Origin of the sequence: Pseudomonas sp. SMN5, assembly GCF_052041925.1 — a bacterium.
Lineage (GTDB): Bacteria > Pseudomonadota > Gammaproteobacteria > Pseudomonadales > Pseudomonadaceae > Aquipseudomonas.
In genome coordinates this window covers 188044-204523 of sequence record NZ_JBKGGX010000004.1, presented here as the reverse complement: position 1 = coordinate 204523, position 16480 = coordinate 188044, and the positions used below count along the sequence as shown (strand labels likewise).

The window sequence follows — 16480 nt, the reverse complement described above, 5'->3', positions numbered from 1 at the left end:
CCGTGTTATGTGCAATGCGTGCAAGCGCCCCGCCACGCCGCCGAAGCCGGCTGTGCTCAGGCGGCAGCCTCTACCCGCAGTTGTTCCTGCTCGAGATCGAAGCGGCCCAGCACGTTGACCTGGGCGTTGCTGTTCAACTCGCTATAGGCGAGCACCGGCACGTGGTTGAACTCGTCGCGCAACAGATCGCGCAACGGTGCGCGCAGATCCTGGGCCACCAACAGCACCGCCACGCGCTTGGCACGCAGCGGAAAGCCTTCGCGCAACTGCAAGACCAGCGCTCGGGTGTGCCCGCTTTCCAGGGCAAAGAAGGTTTCCGTCTGGGTCTGGCGCAGCGCATCGCGCAGCAGCGTTTCGGTCTCCGGAGTCAGCAGCCAGGCATGCAAACCCTCGGCGTCGCGGTACTGGTGATAAATCTGCGACTTCAGGGCGATGCGTGCGTAGTCAGTCAGGGCGCCGACGTCCCGTTCGTGCTGCCCGTGCTCGATCAACGACTCGGCGATCAACCGCACCGCCCGCAGCGGGACCCCTTCCCCGGCCAGGCGTTGCAGCACCGCCGCGAACCGCGCCAACGGCATGGTCCGCTGCAACTCCTGCACAAGCTCTGGCTGGCCGGCTTCGAGCCAACTGAGGATCGACTTGCTTTCCTGCAGGCCAAGGAACTGGGGACCGGTGGCGAACATCGCACGGCTCATGCGCTCCACCAGCAGCTCGGTGGCGGACACCGCCTCCACCCGCTCGTCCGCCAGCAGCGGGTCGTCTGGCAACAGCCACAACCACTGTTGCTCGTCACGCACCTCGCTGCCGACCTGCGCCTCGCGCGGTTCGAAAGGCAAGGGCCCGCGCGCCATCGCCACACGCTCGCCGAAGGTGGCGCGCAACATCGGCACCTCATGCACACAGAAGCGACATTCGTCGTCTTCGAGCAGCGTGCTGTATTCGATTTCAAAGGGCGGCAATGTCAGGCCAAAGCCGGCCACCAGCCCGTTGCGCTTCTTGCGGATGGTCTGGATGGCGTCTTCGGTGGCCGGGTGTCCCTGCATCGCCTTGGAAAACTGCAAGAGATAGGCGCGGGTCGGGTCGAAGCTGCGCAGGTCTTCCGCACCGTTCTGTTCGGGGGACAACGCCGTCGGTGCCTGATCGCCTTGCCGTGTCTGCCGTGCGCGGGCATACAACTGGACGATCCCGGCCGTGCCGGTGATCAGGGCGATGACGATGAACACCAACGTCGGCATACCGGGCAGCGCGGCGAAGCCCAGCATCCCCACCGAGGCGATCACCCAGGCCTTGGGTTCGGCGGTCAACTGGCTGGCGATTTCCTTGCCGACGCTGCTTCCGGCCGGCTGCCCTTCCGGGGATACCCGCGTAATGATCATGCCAGCGGTAAGGGAAATCAGCAGTGCAGGAATTTGCGCAATGAGACCGTCGCCGATGGTCAGTACGGAATACAAGTGCATCGATTCGGAGGCGCCCATGTCGTGCTGCATCATGCCCACCGAGAAACCACCGATGAGGTTGATCACGACGATCACCAAACCGGCGATGGCGTCGCCCTTGACGAACTTCATCGCCCCGTCCATCGCCCCGAACAATTGGCTTTCCTTGTTCAGCTCTTCGCGACGGCGACGGGCTTCGCTGACATCGATCAGGTTGGCACGCAAATCACTGTCGATGGACATCTGCTTGCCCGGCAGCGCGTCCAGGGTGAAGCGCGCCGCCACCTCGGCGACACGCTCGGAGCCCTTGGTGATCACCAGGAAGTTGACCACCGTCAGGATCATGAAGATGACCAACCCGACGGCCAGGTTGCCGCCGACCACAAAGTTGCCGAACGCCTGGACGATATGCCCGGCATCGCCTTGGAGCAGGATCAACCGAGTGGTCGCCACCGACAGCGCCAGCCGGAACAGCGTGGTCAGCAGCAACACCGCCGGGAACGAAGAAAAGGCCAACGGACGAGGCAGATACAGCGAGAGCACGATCAGCAGGCAGGAAATGCAGATGTTGACCGCGATCAGCGCATCGACCACCGAGGTCGGCAGCGGCAGGATCAACATGAACACGATGCCCAGCACCACGAACGCGCCGGCCACCTCAATGCGCCGCACCGCTGCGCCGGCGACTTTGTTCAACAGGGCGATCATGCGTGCACTCCTATGATCGGTGCGCCGGTCTGCCCGCGAATCTCGCCACGGGAGCGCTCATCCAGCAGCACCAGCAGATTTTTCAACGCACTCTGCCGGCTCTTGCCATCGCGCCAGAGCGCCAGCGGCAAACGCTTGAGCATCGAATACAGACCGTTCAGGGAAACCAGTTGGTCGCGCTCCTCGTCGCCGCCGAGTTCACGTCCGATGCGGCGCACTTCGGCCGCCGACAAACCACTGGCCGCCACCCCGAGCATGCGCTGGAGCAACAGCACCGCAGTGAGCTGGCTGGTCGGGCAACTGCCGGCCAACTGCTCCAGCAACTGCCGACAGCTATGCAGCACGCTGCTGAGCTGGGTCGAAGCAGCCAGGCCGATCAGCAGCGCACGCAGCTTGGCGGTAGGGCTCGACGGGGTCTGTGCGGCGATGTCGTCTGCCAGGGCCCGGCGCATCATGTCCAGCCCCGACACGAACGCGGCCTCGCCGAACAGGCCGAGCAGCGCCTGCATCATGGTCGGCAGCGACTGCTTGAGCACCACGGTGTCGTAGTAGAGGCGACGCACCGCCTGGCGCAGCTGCGGATCACCGCCTGCCGCGCGCAGCGCCTCGGCGATGTTCATACCGGCCTGGATCTGCGCGCCATACTGTTCGCGCAACAATTGCAGGTAATCACGGGCCCGCTTGGCTTCGACCTGCCGACCCTGGGATTCGGCCTCGCGCAACACTTCTTGCAGGATCAGGTCGGTACGGGCCGGGTCCCCACCGGTGGCGTGCACCACGTCCTCGAGCGCCGGCTGGCTGTAGAGCAAGGTCCCGGCCTGGGCCGCCATCGCACTCAGGCTTTGCTTGCCGGGATGACCGAGTTGGTCGTACCACTCTTCCAATCGCTCACGCGTCTCGACTCGCGTCTGGCCGACCTCGCTGCGCGCGTTACGAATGCGTCGCTGGCTCAAGGCCTTGCTGTTGCGCTCCACGTGATGGCTGAAGGTCATGCCCACTTCTTCCATCGAATTGGACTGCACGGCCTGTTGCGTTTCGACAGGCTTGCCCACGCTCCCCAACGCCGAGGCGGCCTGGGCGAGATTGACGGCAATGCGCATGTTTGTCGGTGCTTCTACTTTCATGATGACCATGAGGCGTGGTTTCGGACGCTCAATGGGTGGCTGCGGTCCGCTCTTCGGTTCCATCCCTTCACAAGCTCTTTTTCGACGTCTCCAAAAGGTCGCGGCATCGCGCTTTTACACCGGGCCAGGCGGTGCAAATTATTGCAGTGGCGCCCGGGTCGGCTGTGCACGGGCCTGCACAGATAGAGTCACCGCTCTAATTGAAAAACTATAATTTTCAATGAGATAGGCATTAGAAATGGTTTGGCACAGGTCCTGCTGATAGGGGTTGTCGACATCCGATCGACGCTAAGCATCTTTTCAGAGGGATTCATTGATGAGCAGTCTGAACCTCGTGTCACCCCCGAAAACCTCCTCGCCAGGCATGACATTCGGCGAGGAGCGCAAACTGCGTCTGTTCGTACAAAAACGTGTACTCAACCAGGACGACGCCGACGACCTCATCCAACTCACCTATCTGGAAGCCTGGCGTAACCAGGAGAAATTCAAAGGACTGGCCAAGCCGGACACCTGGCTCTGCGGGATTGCCCTGAACCTGATCCGCAACCATTTCCGCCGCTACTACGCACAGCCGCCGCTGAGCACGTTCGATGAGAGCGAGTTTCATGAATCCAGTGACGACATCGACCTCAGCGAGCTGTGCGACAACCGTCGGCTGCTGGACCGCACGCTGTCGGCGATGGATGCGCTGCCCAAGGACATGCGCGAGACCTTGTGGACCGCCGTGGACACCGAGAGCAGCTATCGCGACGCCGCCGAACGCCTGGGCGTGCCCATCGGGACCGTGCGTTCGCGCCTGTTCCGCGCCCGCGAGCAACTCAAGCGAAGCGTTTATGGAGAAGCCCGATCATGACCACCAATCGCTTGAACAGCCGATCCGACCTGCCCCGTGGGGTACGTCGCTACACGCCCGACGACCTGCCGGTAATGACCGATATCTTCAACGAAAGCGCTCTGGGGGGCACCAGTTCCCCTGTGCTCAGAGCGTTTTCCCTGAAGGAAATGACGTTCTTCGTCGACTGCTTCGTCAAGGAAGGCGACCCGATCTACGTGCTGGAACGCGCAGGCGAAGTGGTCGCCTGGCTGATCGTCAACCGCTTCAGTTGGGGCGCCCAGGCCTGCCGGTTGACCGGCGAGGTGTCGATCTATGTGCGCCACGACCATGTGGGCAGCGGCGTCGGCATTCGCCTCGGCCAGGCCGCCGTGGTGTTGGCCCGACGCTATGGCTTCGAAACGCTGGTGGCCTGGATCATCGAGCATAACGAGGCCAGCAAACGCGGCGTGCAAGGCTTGGGCGCGACGCAATGGGGGCGGTTTCCGGGCATTGCCCGGTTCGCCGACTCGCGGGCCGATGTGGTCCTCTACGGGCTGCACCTGACACCGGATGTTTCGGCCCCCGCCACCGCGCATGTGCAGGAGGCGCACGTGGCGCTGGCGTAACCTCACGGCTCGCCCAACCAGCGTGTCGGGCGAGCCCTTCCTGCCATCGTCAGTCCACCGACCAGCGCACCGGCAAGGCTTGCGGCCCCCTGAAGTTGGGGACATAACGCCAGCGCACGGCCTCGGGCGCCACCGCCAGTTGCAGCCCCGGACAGCGCCTGAGCAAGGTGTTCAATGCGATTTCCAGTTCCTGCCGCGCCAGCGAGGCCCCCAGGCAATGGTGCGTGCCTTTGCCGAACGACAGGTGCGGGCAAGCCGGGCGGGTGATGTCCAGGGTGTCGGGATGAGGGCACAGCGCTTCGTCACGGTTGGCCGACCCCACCACCGCCATCAATAACTGCCCGCGCTGCAAGCGTTGCCCCGCCAACTCGGTGTCCTGGGTCACGAAGCGGACCATGGCCCGTTCCACCGACGAGTCATAGCGCAGCAATTCCTCGACGGCATTGGGCATCAGGCCCGGCTCTTCGCGCAGTTGAATCAGCGCCTGGGGATGCTGCACGAGCAGGTACACCGCATTGCCGATCATCGACGCCGCCGTTTCGTGCCCGGCGATGATGAGCAGCGCGATCATGCTGCACAGCTCGCTGGTGCTGAGTACGTTGCCCTCTTCCTCGACCTGCACCAGCGCAGACACCAGGTCGTCGGTCGGCTGCGCCCGGCGCTGCTCGATCAAGGTCAGCATGTAGGTCGCGAACTCGCTGTAGCAACGCTGCAACTCGCTCAAATCGTGCCCGACCTGCTGGACAATCAAGTGGGACCAGCGGCGGAAATCATCCCGATCCCGGGCGGGCACGCCGAGCAATTCGGCGATGACGATGATCGACAAGGGAAACGCGTACTGGCTCACCACGTCCATGTGCCCGCCCGGCCCGGCCTGGTCCAGCAGCGTCTCGGCGATCTGCTCAATGCGCGGGCGCATGGCATTGACCGCCTTGAGCGTGAACGCCTTGTTCACCAGACGACGCAAGCGGCGGTGGCGCTCGCCGTCGCGGTTAAGCATGTGGTCGTTGAGAAACGCGATGGACTGCTCGCCGCCCATCATCGCCGCGAACTGCGGGCTGATCCGGGCCGGGTCACGGGCGAAGCGCTCGCTGTCCAACAACACCGTCTCGACTTCCCGGACCCCGGTGACGTACCAGATCGGCAACTGCCCTTGCGGCTGGCTGAGAAACACCGGCGCGACCTCGCGCAGCGTCGCATAGTGCTGGTAAGCCAAGCGGCGAAAGGCATCGCTGTTGAAATCGAGGCTGTCGGGATCGACCCAGTTGGTATCGACGCGGTTGGAATCGACGCAGTTGGAATCAAGGGTACGCTCGTACGCCATGGACATGCTCCAGAAACAGGATCGTTGACCCTGAGTGGCCTGGCGTGCAGAAAAGATCCATCAGCAGGCGCCTGGGCAAACGGCTGAACCGTTTGCATCGCCGCGCTCACTCAGGAGGGACCTTTTCTCTTTTCTGGAGCTGACATGACGCGCACACCCGTAGTCCATGGCCATTGCGATCCTCGCTTCGAACCGGTCAGGGCGGCCTTCATCCAACTGATGCAAAGCCCCTTCGAACGCGGCGCCGCCCTGTGCATGCAGATCGACGGCGACACGGTGATCGATCTCTGGGCCGGCATGGCCGGGCCCGAACCGGATCGCCATTGGCAACACGACACCCTGCTCAACCTGTTCTCCTGCACCAAGCCCTTCACGGCGGTGGCGATCATGCAACTGGTGGGCGAAGGCCGCCTGGACCTGGACGCCCCGCTCTGCCAGCACTGGCCGGCCTTCGCCGATGCAGGCAAGGCCTCGATCACCTTGCGTCAGGTGCTGTGCCACCGAGCCGGGCTACCGGCGCTGCGCACGCCGTTGGCGCCGGAAACGCTGTACGACTGGGACACCATGGCGCAGCTGATTGCCGGGGAACAGCCCTGGGCCGGCGCCGGCGAACGGCAGACCTATTCGCCCTTGCTGTTCGGCTGGATCCTGGGCGAACTGCTGCGTCGGGTAGACGGCCTGCCTCCCGCCCAGAGCATTTGTCGCCGGGTGGCCGCGCCACTGGGGCTGGACTTCCACCTGGGCCTGGACGACGCGACCATGGCACGCTGTGCCTACATGGCACGGACCAAGGAGGAGATCGACGACGAAGCCTTCGGGCGGGTGCTCCAGGACGTGCTCACCGCACCGACGGCGATGAGTGCGCTGGCCTTCGCCAACCCGCCGATGGTGCTCGGGCGCAGCAACGAACCCGGCTGGAAGCGCATGACCCAACCGGCCGCCAATGGGCACGGCAACGCACGCAGCCTGGCGACGTTCTACGCCGGCCTGCTCGACGGACGCTTGCTGGAATCGCCGCTGCTCAATGAAATGCTGCGTGAACACAGTGCCGAATACGACCCGACGCTCCAGACGCCGGCGCGCTTCGGCCTGGGCATCATGCTCGACCAGCCGAACGTGGCGAATGGCAGCTATGGCATGGGCGCCGAGGCGTTCGGCCACATGGGTGCGGGCGGCACCGTCGGTTTCGCCGACCCGGAGCGCGGCGTGTCGTTCGGCTTCGCGTGCAATACGATCGGTTCCTACGTGCTGATGGACCCGCGCGGCCGGCACCTGGCCAACGTCGCGACGAGCTGCTTGTAGCTCCCCCGACCAGCGCTGCGCCCCGCCCCACGGGGCGAGCGTTGGCTCACGCCCCTGGCGGCACGTTGGCCTCCGCGACCTGCGTTCCCACTACATCGGACTCAGGCACGGCGACTCGCGGCTCTTCACTACCTGGCACCCGAGGCTGCGCTGCCCTGGCGATCATGTCCGGCTGCGCGCTCAGTCGGCGCGAGGCCGCCATGGGCATCAACAAGCGCCCACTGGCACGCCCTCGCCCGGCCGGGTTGAGCATGCGCAACTCGCGCTCATGCACACCGGACAACACCGCCAGGTGCGCCAGGTCCACCGGCTGCGCCAGGGCGAGCATCTGGAAGTACGGCTGGTCGGCGATGGGCACCAGGTCGACGCCATAGTCCGCCGGCGCATTGACCAACTGCGACAGCGCCAGCAACCGCGGCACGTAGTTCTGGGTCTCGCCGGGCAGCGACAGGTTCCAATAATTGGTCGCTAGGCCGCGAGCCCGGTTACGCGTGATGGCGTCGCGCACGCGTCCTTCCCCGGCGTTGTAGGCGGCCAGTGCCAGCAGCCAGTCGCCGTCGAAGTAGTCATGCAGATAAGACAGGTAATCCAGGGCGGCGCGGGTGGAGGATGGAATATCGCGGCGCTCGTCATAGTCGGCGCGCTGCTGCAACTGATAACGGCGCCCCGTGGCCGGGACGAACTGCCACAGACCCATGGCCTGGGCCGGCGATTGCGCGTTCGGGTTGAAGCCGCTCTCGATGGCCGGCAACAGCGCCAGCTCCAGCGGCATGTTGCGCTTGCTCAACTCGCCGACGATGAAATGCAGATAGCGGCTGCCGGCGCGCCCGGTCTGGGTGAGAAACGCGGGGCGGTCCATCAGCCAGCGGCGCTGTTCGTCGATGCGCGCCACACCGCGCGCCTTGGCCTGCAACGAAAATCCCTGGCGCATACGCGCCCATAGGCTGCCGTCGCCTTGGGGAGACAGTTCTTCGATCTGAACGATCGTGTCTGTAGGGGCCGGCGTGCGCCAGCGCAACTGCGACCGATAGGGCTCGTTGGCGAACGGGTCGCCGATGGTCAGCTGCGGTTCGAGGTGCTGGCAGCCGTACAGCAAGGAGCCCACAACCAACATGGACAGGCCCCGGGGGACGAAGCGAAGGACCGGCGAACGTGAAAGTGAACGGGACATGGGCGGTCAACCTTGAATGAGGTGGCGCCAATGGGTGGCCGATCCCTGCCCGGCGGTTCCCATCCGGGCGGCATGACAGCGCCCCGTGGAACCGAAATGCCACCGGTGTCACTCACGAGGGCAGCAGGCGCTCGTCGCGCCTGGATGACAATGCGAGGTCAATCATGGCGTCACCCACCTATTGCAAGCTGATCGATCAGCTCTGTGCCCTCACGATGATTCCCACCCCGTCCGCGTTCTATGAACAGGCGAACCTGTCGGTGAAGGAGGTCGACTTTTCCCTCAAGCACACCCCCAGCGTGGGCGAAGGCGACGTGTTCATCTACGCCAGCTTCGGAGCGCTGCCAACCGCCAATCGCGAAGCCGTCCTGCAACGGCTGCTGGAAACCAATCTCTACCTGCTGAGCGGGCCGTTCTGCCCGTCCCTGTCCTACAACCGCGACAGCGAGCTGGTGATCCTGATCGGCCACGTGCCCCTGGAAAACCTCACCGCCGAACACTTGCTGGGACTGATGGGCGGTATCGCCGACATGGCGCTGATCTGGCGAGAAGGTTACTTCTTCGACGGCACCAGCCCGAACGACGCCGCCAAGGCTCCCCAGCGCAAATCCAACCCCCGTAGCACCGGGCTCAACAACGCCCTGTCAATCTAGGAGAGCACGACATGCCAGATTTATCCGTAGGACGAAGCACAAGTTCGGCGGCGTTGGCCCAGGACGATCGGATCACGCCGATCAGAAACAGCCTGTCCGAGCAGGTCCGCCCCTCCACCACGCCGCTGGTGCCTTATCACTTCGAAGGAAAACCGAGCGACGCCACCCAGCAAACCCTCAGGACCCGGCAGCAGCGCCTGACCGTACTGGTCAACAATCTCGGCAAGAAAACCCCTGATAGCGATCCCCTCGGCTATGCCCGTGAGCATATGAGCCTGGAAGGTAAAATCTTGGGCTTTGCGCCAAATGCAAGCTATCAGGACGTACAGAAGCAACTGGTCGAACTGGGCGGCACCCCCCACCCGATGCTGTCGGGCCAGGAAGAAACCGCCGAGTTCGTCAAAGACTTCAACGAATACCTGGGCATGAGCGAGAAAGACCGCAAGGAAGGCGGCGGCTTCAAAGCCGTCTGGGACAAGCACTGCGGGCGAGTGGGCGATACACTCGGCGCCTACCATTCACTGTGTCAGGAAGCCATCGAAGGCGTTCCGGAAGGGGATGAGCGTACGAATCTGCAAAGCAGCCATGATGCCTTCCGCGGTTATGCCAAAGGTGTCATGCAAGCCATGACGCAACAGCTGCCCGATCGCTTGAATACCTTTATGGGGAGCCGCATCGAGCACGCCCGCAGCGCGATGAACGACGACAGTCTTCCCCAGGCTGAACGAGAGCAGGCGACCACTGAACTGGACCAACTGATCAAGGTTCAGGTGGAGTTCGAAGCGTTAGTGGACAAAAAGGACGGCAACCCCAGCGAACTGACAACGGCGACGAAGAAAAACGAAGTGCTGGACACGGCACTCAAGAACGTCGGTCGCCAGGACTATGTCGCTGACCTCAAGACCCACAGTGGATTCCGGACGGGCCTGGCGGTATTTGCCGATGCGGGCATCCCGCAAGGCTTCGCCTCCTCGGCTCACTTCGGTGCCAGCACCGCAGCAATCGACGAGAAGCTCGACGGTACGCACCTCGCAGCCCACGCCGCGGGTACCTCGGCCGTCCTGGGGGCCGCCCATAAAGTGGTCAGCGACAGCGCCCGCCCCATCATCCAGACCATCGTCGATAAAACCATCGGCAGTGGCCTGGAGAAGGTCGATCCGCTGGCGGTGTACCCCAAGGCCCTGCAACAGGTGACGGTGAATGGGCGGCGGGTCGCCAATCCTGACCGCGCGGCGCTCGACAAGACGCAGGAAGACAAGCGTACCGATTTCCTGCTCAAACAAAACGCCAATAACTTTGGCACCATCAGCGGCGACTTCACCGGTTACATCGCGTTCGGTGCGGCTCATGCGGTACGAGAAGTCCTGAACCAATTCACCAGCGTGAACGCCTCGGGCATTGGCGCCCGCAGCCTGGCGTCCGCTGTCGGCGGTACGCTCATGGCCGGCGGCCAGGCCGTGTTCAAATACTCTCAAACCCACGGTGACGAGAAGATCCCGACCTATCGGGTCAAAAACGAAACGCGCGAATGGAAAGAGCTCTTGCCCAAGGCATTGGCCGAATCAAGCAAAGTGCTGCCGACCAACATGACCAATATCAGTGACTATGTGAATCGAATCTTTGGCGTCGGAGGCGGTATTGTCATGCGCACCGCAGTGGGAGACGCCGCCGCGCCAGGCGAAGATGCCGAGACACGGGAAAAAATGCAGCAGATCATCACGACCTTCTTCTCCTCGGGCCTGACCCTGCTTCCGTTCTTCGCCAACAGTGTCGCGGCACCGCTGGAAAATAAAGCGATGAACGACGGCAAGGACGACCTGACTGCACGCGCCAACGTTCCATGGCAGAACCTCACGAATGCAAATCGCGACACCCTGCCCCATACCCAGCCCCCCGGTTTGAGGCGCGTAGGCGAAAACATCTATCACGGCACGCGTGGTGCTTCTCAGCTGGTTCCGCAAGCCACGGTCGCCGGGCTCAACCTGGGTACCGAGTGGGTCAAGAGCTTGGGGACAGGACCTAAAAGTACGGCGACTGGCGACACGATGGAGCTGGCCGAACGAGGCGAAGCGCGACCCCAGGGCGGACCGTCCAACGAACCGACACCGACCACACGGCCAAGCTGATGAAACCGTCGGGCCATCCTTCGATGGCTCGACGATCAACGGTTGAAATTCCCTCCTTTTACCGGCCGCAGGCGCGCCTGCGGCCGGCCCTCCTGACACACGCCGACTCAAATCCCCTGCCCTTCGACGACGGCAGACGTGATCGTTGTCGCAATCAACGATAGCCTTGCGATGCCTGGCATCGGCCATTCGGTCGCCACCCTAGACTTTCCATCGCCTATACAGCGGCCCACCGGGCAGTCTGGAGAAAATCCCTCCAATGGACGATGCGCCGGGAAGCGGCCCTATGCTAAACAGGGAATCAACAGCGAGACGATGGACCGCTGTCATCAGAATAAGGAATCACCATGAAACGCACCCTCGTCGCCCTTCTGTCACTGGTCGTCACCGCTGTCATCGTCGCGGGTGGCTACCTCTACAGCAAGCAGCCCACCCGCCAGGGCACCGTGCAATTGCAAGGCTTGCATGGCTCGGTGACCGTGCGCTACGACGAGCGCGGCGTGCCGCATATCCGCGCCGAGAACGAAACCGATATGTACCGTGCCCTTGGCTACGTCCATGCCCAGAACCGGCTGTTCCAGATGGAAGTGTTGCGCCGGCTCGCCCGTGGTGAACTGGCCGAGGTGCTGGGCCCCAAACTGCTCGACACCGACAAGCTGATGCGCAGCCTGCGCATCCGCGAGCGGGCCGCGACCTATGTGGCCGAGCAGGACCGGCAGTCGCCGGCGTGGATCGCCATGCAGGCGTACCTGGACGGCATCAACGCCTACCAGGACAGCCACACCCGGCCGCTGGAATTCGATGTGCTGGGTATTCCCAAGCGTCCCTTTACTGCCGAAGACACGGTGAGCATCACCGGTTACATGGCCTACAGTTTTGCCGCGGCCTTTCGCACCGAACCGCTGCTGACCTACGTGCGCGACCTGCTGGGCGCCCACTACCTGGATATTTTCGATCTTGATTGGCAACCCCAGGGGGCGCTGGCCGAGAAGCGCGGGAGCAGCCTGCCGCTGGCCGCCCGCGACTGGAAAGACCTCAACGCCCTGGCCCGCCTGAGCGAGCAGGCCCTGGCCGGGCATGGCCTGCCGCAGTTCGAAGGCAGCAATGCCTGGGCGGTCTCCGGCAACCGCACTCATGGCGGCAAGCCGTTGTTGGCGGGCGATCCGCACATCCGCTTTTCGGCGCCCTCGGTATGGTACGAAGCGCACCTGTCGGCGCCGGGCTTCGAGCTCTATGGGCATTACCAGGCGTTGATGCCCTTTGCGACGCTGGGCATGAACAAGGATTTCGGCTGGAGCATCACCATGTTCCAGAATGACGACCTGGACCTGATCGCCGAGAAGGTCAACCCGGAGAATCCCGAACAGGTCTGGTATCGCGGCCAATGGGTGGACATGACCCGCAGCGAACAGCAGATCGCGGTCAAGGGCCAGGCGCCGGTGACGCTGGTGCTGCGCCAGTCGCCCCATGGACCGATCGTCAACGATGTCCTCGGGGCGAATGCCGGCAAGACGCCGGTCGCCATGTGGTGGGGGTTCCTGGAGAGCCGCAACCCGATCCTCGAAGCGTTTTACCAGCTCAACCGTGCCGACACCCTGGCCAAGGCACGTGGTGCGTCATCCAGAATCCACGCCCCCGGACTGAATGTCGTATGGGCCAGTGCCAAGGGCGATATCGGTTGGTGGGCTGCGGCGCAATTGCCCAAGCGGCCCGCGGGCGTGAAGCCCGGTTTCATCCTCGACGGCAGCAGTCCGGAGGCTGACAAAGAGGGTTTCTATCCGTTCAGCAGCAACCCGCAGGAAGAAAACCCGACCCGGGGCTACATCATCTCGGCGAATTTCCAGCCGGTGGCGAGCAGCGGCATCGAGATCCCCGGGTACTACAACCTTGCCGACCGTGGTCAGCAACTGAACCTGCAGCTAAGCGACAAACAAGCGAAATGGGACGTCGAAACCACCCGAAAACTGCAACTGGGCACCACCACTGCCTACGGTCCGCGCTTGCTCGCACCGCTGTTGCCGGTGCTGCGTGAGGTCGTCAGCGACCCGCAGGAACGCAAATGGGTCGAGCAACTGGCCCAATGGCCGGGTGATTACCCGGTGGATTCCATCAGCGCCACGCTGTTCAACCAGTTCCTGTTCAACCTGGCCGACGCAGCGCTGCACGATGAACTGGGCGATGGGTTTTTCGACACCGCGCTGTCGACCCGAGTGATCGACGCCGCCCTTCCACGTTTGGCGGCCGCCAAGGATTCGCCGTGGTGGGACGACCGGTCGACGCTGGGCACGGAAACCCGTGCCGACATCGTGGCAACGGCCTGGAACAAGAGCCTGGCGCACCTGAAGGCGACCTTCGGTAACGATGCCACGCAATGGCGGTGGGGCAAGGCGCACACCCTGACCCACGGTCATCCGTTAGGCATGCAGAAACCGCTGGACCGGCTCTTCAACGTCGGCCCGTTTGCCGCCCCCGGTACCCATGAGGTACCCAACAATCTATCGGCGAAGATCGGCCCGGCCCCGTGGCCGGTGACCTATGGCCCGTCCACCCGACGCATCATCGACTTCGCAGACCCGACCCACAGCGTCACCGTCAACCCGGTCGGCCAGAGTGGCGTGCTGTTCGACAAACATTATCAGGATCAGGCCGAGGCCTATATCGAAGGCGTGTATCACCAGGCGCACCTGGCCGAGGTGGAAGTGACGGCGAACACTCACGGGACCCTGAAACTGCTGCCGGCCAGCACACAGTAGCGCTGCATTTCGTCGTGAAAACCGCTTGATCACCGCTGATGGTCAAGACTACAAGGGCTCCATGCCCTGCCCTCTCATTACAGGAGTCAATGCGATGTTCAACAACTGGTCCGAACTGCTGCCCACCATCAAGAGTGCCTTCGGCGCACTGGGCAAAAGCAACCCGAAAATGGTCAAGGCCTACATGGCCCTGGATGAAGCCGCCGCCGAAAACAACGTGCTCGATGCCAAGACCCGCGAACTGATTTCCATCGCCGTGGCCATCACCACTCGCTGCGACGGCTGCATCGGCGTGCATACCGACGCCGCCATCAAGGCTGGCGCCACCCGCGAGGAAATCGCCGCCACCCTGGCAACCGCGGTTTCGCTGAATGCTGGCGCGGCGTACATCTACTCGCTGCGGGCGCTGGAGGCTCATGACACGTTGAAGAAATGAGCGACTAGACCATCGCCGCAAAATTGAGCCTGAACTGCTGCGGCGTCACCCTTAGCCTGCGATTGAAGACGTTGCGCATGTGCTGGGCGTCGCGAAAGCCGCTCTGCCAGGCCACCGTCTTGAGCGGCGCGCGGGTGCTCTGCAGCATGACCCGCGCCGCGTCCACCCGGGCGCGCTCGACGAACTCCGCCGGGGTGACCTTGGCCTCCCGGGTGAACACCCGGGAGAAATTGCGCGGGCTCATGTTCGCGGCATTGGCCAGGCCGGTGATGCCCAAATCACCATTCAGGTTCGCCAGGACATAGGCCTGGACCCGAGCCACGACGGACGAAGGCTCGACGAGGGGCGCGAGAAAAGGACTGAACTGCGATTGCCCGCCCGAACGCTGGGTAAACACCACCAGTCGCCTGGCAACACTCAGAGCCACGTCCGGGCCATGATCCTGTGCCAGCAGGAACAGCGACAGGTCGATCCCGGCAGTGACCCCGGCCGAGGTGTAGAGCGCGCCGTCCTGCATGTATAGACGATCTGCTTGTACCTGGGTGGAGGGGCACAGCTGCGCCAGTTCTGCGGCATCGCCCCAATGGGTAGTGACCGTTCGCCGCTCCAGCAAACCGGCCCGGGCGAGCATGAACGCACCATTGCAGATCGAGCCAAAGCGCAGCGCCCGTGCGCAGGCCTCACGCAGCCAGGCATCAAACGCCGCGCCGAAATCCATGGAGGGCAGGTGCGGTCCGCCTGCTACCAATAGCAGGTCGTACGCCTGCGTGGCCTCACTGAAATGACGATGGGCATTGACCGACAAACCGTTGGAACAGGGCACCGCTCCCGGCTCGACCCCAATCACTTCAAGCCGATAGTGATCCTCTGGGGCCAGGAACCGATTGGCCTCGCAAAACACGTCCATGGGCCCGCTCACATCCAGCGACTGGACGCCGGCGAACACCACGACCGCAACGGTTTTTTCCATGAATACGCGCTTACCTTCGAATTGAATGGATCACAGCCTACGACACTTGCACCCTGGCCCATCCGCCACCAGGAAGTCACTTGGCACGAAATCGAGGCCTATTGGCACGGATCGCAGCCACGCAGCGATGGCTGGCGCGCATCCCGGCCTCCAGACTTGAATCCTCGGCGCCGCCCTGGCGCATCGTCAAGAGGAGAGCATCATGAGCAGCATCGCCGGCATCAAGATTCCCGACAGCGCCCTTGCCCGCGCTACCACCGAGTACATCCGCGACGTTGAGTCCGATCTGCTGTATCACCACTCCCGCCGGGTATTTCTTTTCGGGGCCTTGAGCGGCCAGCGCCGCCAGTTGGCCTATAACCCGGAGCTGCTGTACGTCGGCGCGATGTTCCACGACATAGGCCTGGTGGAAGGCCATCGCAGCGATGATGAGCGTTTTGAAGTGGACGGAGCGAATGCTGCCGCAGCGTTTCTCAAACCCTATGGGCTGAGCGATGACGATATCGAACAGGTGTGGCTGTCCATCGCCCTGCACACCACACCGGGCATACCGAAACACCTGCGCCCCACCGTCGCCTTGGTGACCGCTGGGGTGGAAATGGATGTGCTGGGTATGGACTATGCCGCCTTCCCGCAAGCGCAGCGTGAAGCGGTGGTGCACGCTCATCCGCGTGGGGAGGGATTCAAGGAGTGCATCATCTGCACATTCGCCGATGGCTTGCGGCATCGCCCGCAGACGACCTTCGGCAATGTGAAGACCGATGTACTGGTGGATCAGGAGCCGGGGTTCAAGCCGATGAATTTTGTAGAAATCATCCGCACGTCTCCTTGGTATTCATAGCCCAGCTCGCGATGACGGCCGCACAGTCGACATCTTCATCGACTGACACACCGCTATCGCGAGCAAGCTCGCTCCCACAGCGGGGCGGCGGTGGACTGCGATGCAGTGAACGACACAAAACCCCGTGGGAGCGAGCTTGCTCGCGATGGCGTTGGCATATCCGATATCTTCATCGGCTGGCTCACCGTCATCGCGA

General features: G+C 63.3%; 13 protein-coding genes. 8 read left to right on the top strand and 5 right to left on the bottom strand.

Translation table 11 applies throughout. The annotated features are described in order from the left end of the window. Positions 1-56 precede the first annotated feature (56 nt). Entirely contained in the window at positions 57-2144 is a 2088-nt protein-coding gene (sctV, locus tag ACLEJR_RS05875) for a type III secretion system export apparatus subunit SctV (RefSeq protein WP_440812693.1), read from the bottom strand. Next, positions 2141-3277 (bottom strand): type III secretion system gatekeeper subunit SctW, encoded by a 1137-nt coding sequence (gene sctW / locus ACLEJR_RS05870; protein WP_440795909.1) that lies wholly within the window; start codon positions 3275-3277, stop codon positions 2141-2143. Before sctW ends, sctV begins: the two co-directional genes overlap by 4 nt. Positions 3278-3584: 307 nt before the next feature. Between sctW and ACLEJR_RS05865 the strand changes: the two genes are divergently transcribed. After that, on the top strand, positions 3585-4121 hold the full coding sequence (locus ACLEJR_RS05865; protein ID WP_440795911.1) for an RNA polymerase sigma factor: 537 nt from the start codon (positions 3585-3587) through the stop codon (positions 4119-4121). Beyond that, a complete protein-coding gene (locus ACLEJR_RS05860) occupies positions 4118-4708 on the top strand; it encodes an N-acetyltransferase family protein (protein ID WP_440795913.1) in 591 nt (196 codons plus the stop codon). The genes ACLEJR_RS05865 and ACLEJR_RS05860 overlap by 4 nt, the downstream gene beginning before the upstream one ends. Before the next feature lie 49 nt (positions 4709-4757). Here ACLEJR_RS05860 and ACLEJR_RS05855 read toward each other — a convergent pair whose 3' ends face one another. Then, entirely contained in the window at positions 4758-6032 is a 1275-nt protein-coding gene (locus ACLEJR_RS05855) for a cytochrome P450 family protein (protein ID WP_440812691.1), read from the bottom strand. A gap of 144 nt (positions 6033-6176) precedes the next feature. On the opposite strand from ACLEJR_RS05855, the gene ACLEJR_RS05850 reads away from it, so the two are divergent. Next, the gene (locus ACLEJR_RS05850; RefSeq protein ID WP_440812688.1) at positions 6177-7334 is read left to right on the top strand and encodes a serine hydrolase domain-containing protein; all 1158 of its coding nucleotides are present in this window, start codon (positions 6177-6179) and stop codon (positions 7332-7334) included. 46 nt (positions 7335-7380) lie between these two features. Here the strand turns inward: ACLEJR_RS05850 and ACLEJR_RS05845 are convergent, their stop codons facing one another. After that, complete coding sequence (locus ACLEJR_RS05845; protein WP_440812686.1) at positions 7381-8505, bottom strand: transglycosylase SLT domain-containing protein; 1125 nt, start codon at positions 8503-8505, stop codon at positions 7381-7383. A gap of 164 nt (positions 8506-8669) precedes the next feature. Between ACLEJR_RS05845 and ACLEJR_RS05840 the strand changes: the two genes are divergently transcribed. The 4 genes from ACLEJR_RS05840 to ACLEJR_RS05825 all read left to right on the top strand — a co-directional run bounded on the left by ACLEJR_RS05840 (position 8670) and on the right by ACLEJR_RS05825 (position 14473). Further along, positions 8670-9158 carry a CesT family type III secretion system chaperone gene (locus tag ACLEJR_RS05840; RefSeq protein WP_440812684.1) on the top strand — a complete coding sequence of 163 codons (489 nt, stop codon included), beginning with the start codon at positions 8670-8672 and terminating at the stop codon, positions 9156-9158. Positions 9159-9169: 11 nt separating this feature from the next. Continuing rightward, positions 9170-11284, top strand: coding sequence for a type III effector (locus ACLEJR_RS05835; RefSeq protein ID WP_440812682.1), 2115 nt, complete (start codon positions 9170-9172; stop codon positions 11282-11284). A gap of 347 nt (positions 11285-11631) precedes the next feature. Then, positions 11632-14037 (top strand): penicillin acylase family protein, encoded by a 2406-nt coding sequence (locus ACLEJR_RS05830; RefSeq protein WP_440812679.1) that lies wholly within the window; start codon positions 11632-11634, stop codon positions 14035-14037. Positions 14038-14131: 94 nt separating this feature from the next. Further along, positions 14132-14473 (top strand): carboxymuconolactone decarboxylase family protein, encoded by a 342-nt coding sequence (locus tag ACLEJR_RS05825; RefSeq protein ID WP_024780471.1) that lies wholly within the window; start codon positions 14132-14134, stop codon positions 14471-14473. 4 nt (positions 14474-14477) lie between these two features. Here ACLEJR_RS05825 and ACLEJR_RS05820 read toward each other — a convergent pair whose 3' ends face one another. After that, on the bottom strand, positions 14478-15443 hold the full coding sequence (locus ACLEJR_RS05820; protein WP_440812676.1) for a GlxA family transcriptional regulator: 966 nt from the start codon (positions 15441-15443) through the stop codon (positions 14478-14480). A 199-nt stretch (positions 15444-15642) separates the two neighbouring features. On the opposite strand from ACLEJR_RS05820, the gene ACLEJR_RS05815 reads away from it, so the two are divergent. Further along, on the top strand, positions 15643-16284 hold the full coding sequence (locus ACLEJR_RS05815) for an HD domain-containing protein (RefSeq protein ID WP_440812809.1): 642 nt from the start codon (positions 15643-15645) through the stop codon (positions 16282-16284). Positions 16285-16480 lie beyond the last annotated feature (196 nt).

Excerpts from the sequence above, each read along its gene's own strand:
- sctV (WP_440812693.1), bottom strand. The coding sequence starts at position 2,144 with ATGATCGCCCTGTTGAACAAAGTCGCCGGCGCAGCGGTGCGGCGCATT.
- sctW (WP_440795909.1), bottom strand. The coding sequence starts at position 3,277 with ATGGTCATCATGAAAGTAGAAGCACCGACAAACATGCGCATTGCCGTC.
- ACLEJR_RS05865 (WP_440795911.1), top strand. The coding sequence starts at position 3,585 with ATGAGCAGTCTGAACCTCGTGTCACCCCCGAAAACCTCCTCGCCAGGC.
- ACLEJR_RS05860 (WP_440795913.1), top strand. The coding sequence starts at position 4,118 with ATGACCACCAATCGCTTGAACAGCCGATCCGACCTGCCCCGTGGGGTA.
- ACLEJR_RS05855 (WP_440812691.1), bottom strand. The coding sequence starts at position 6,032 with ATGGCGTACGAGCGTACCCTTGATTCCAACTGCGTCGATTCCAACCGC.
- ACLEJR_RS05850 (WP_440812688.1), top strand. The coding sequence starts at position 6,177 with ATGACGCGCACACCCGTAGTCCATGGCCATTGCGATCCTCGCTTCGAA.
- ACLEJR_RS05845 (WP_440812686.1), bottom strand. The coding sequence starts at position 8,505 with ATGTCCCGTTCACTTTCACGTTCGCCGGTCCTTCGCTTCGTCCCCCGG.
- ACLEJR_RS05840 (WP_440812684.1), top strand. The coding sequence starts at position 8,670 with ATGGCGTCACCCACCTATTGCAAGCTGATCGATCAGCTCTGTGCCCTC.
- ACLEJR_RS05835 (WP_440812682.1), top strand. The coding sequence starts at position 9,170 with ATGCCAGATTTATCCGTAGGACGAAGCACAAGTTCGGCGGCGTTGGCC.
- ACLEJR_RS05830 (WP_440812679.1), top strand. The coding sequence starts at position 11,632 with ATGAAACGCACCCTCGTCGCCCTTCTGTCACTGGTCGTCACCGCTGTC.
- ACLEJR_RS05825 (WP_024780471.1), top strand. The coding sequence starts at position 14,132 with ATGTTCAACAACTGGTCCGAACTGCTGCCCACCATCAAGAGTGCCTTC.
- ACLEJR_RS05820 (WP_440812676.1), bottom strand. The coding sequence starts at position 15,443 with ATGGAAAAAACCGTTGCGGTCGTGGTGTTCGCCGGCGTCCAGTCGCTG.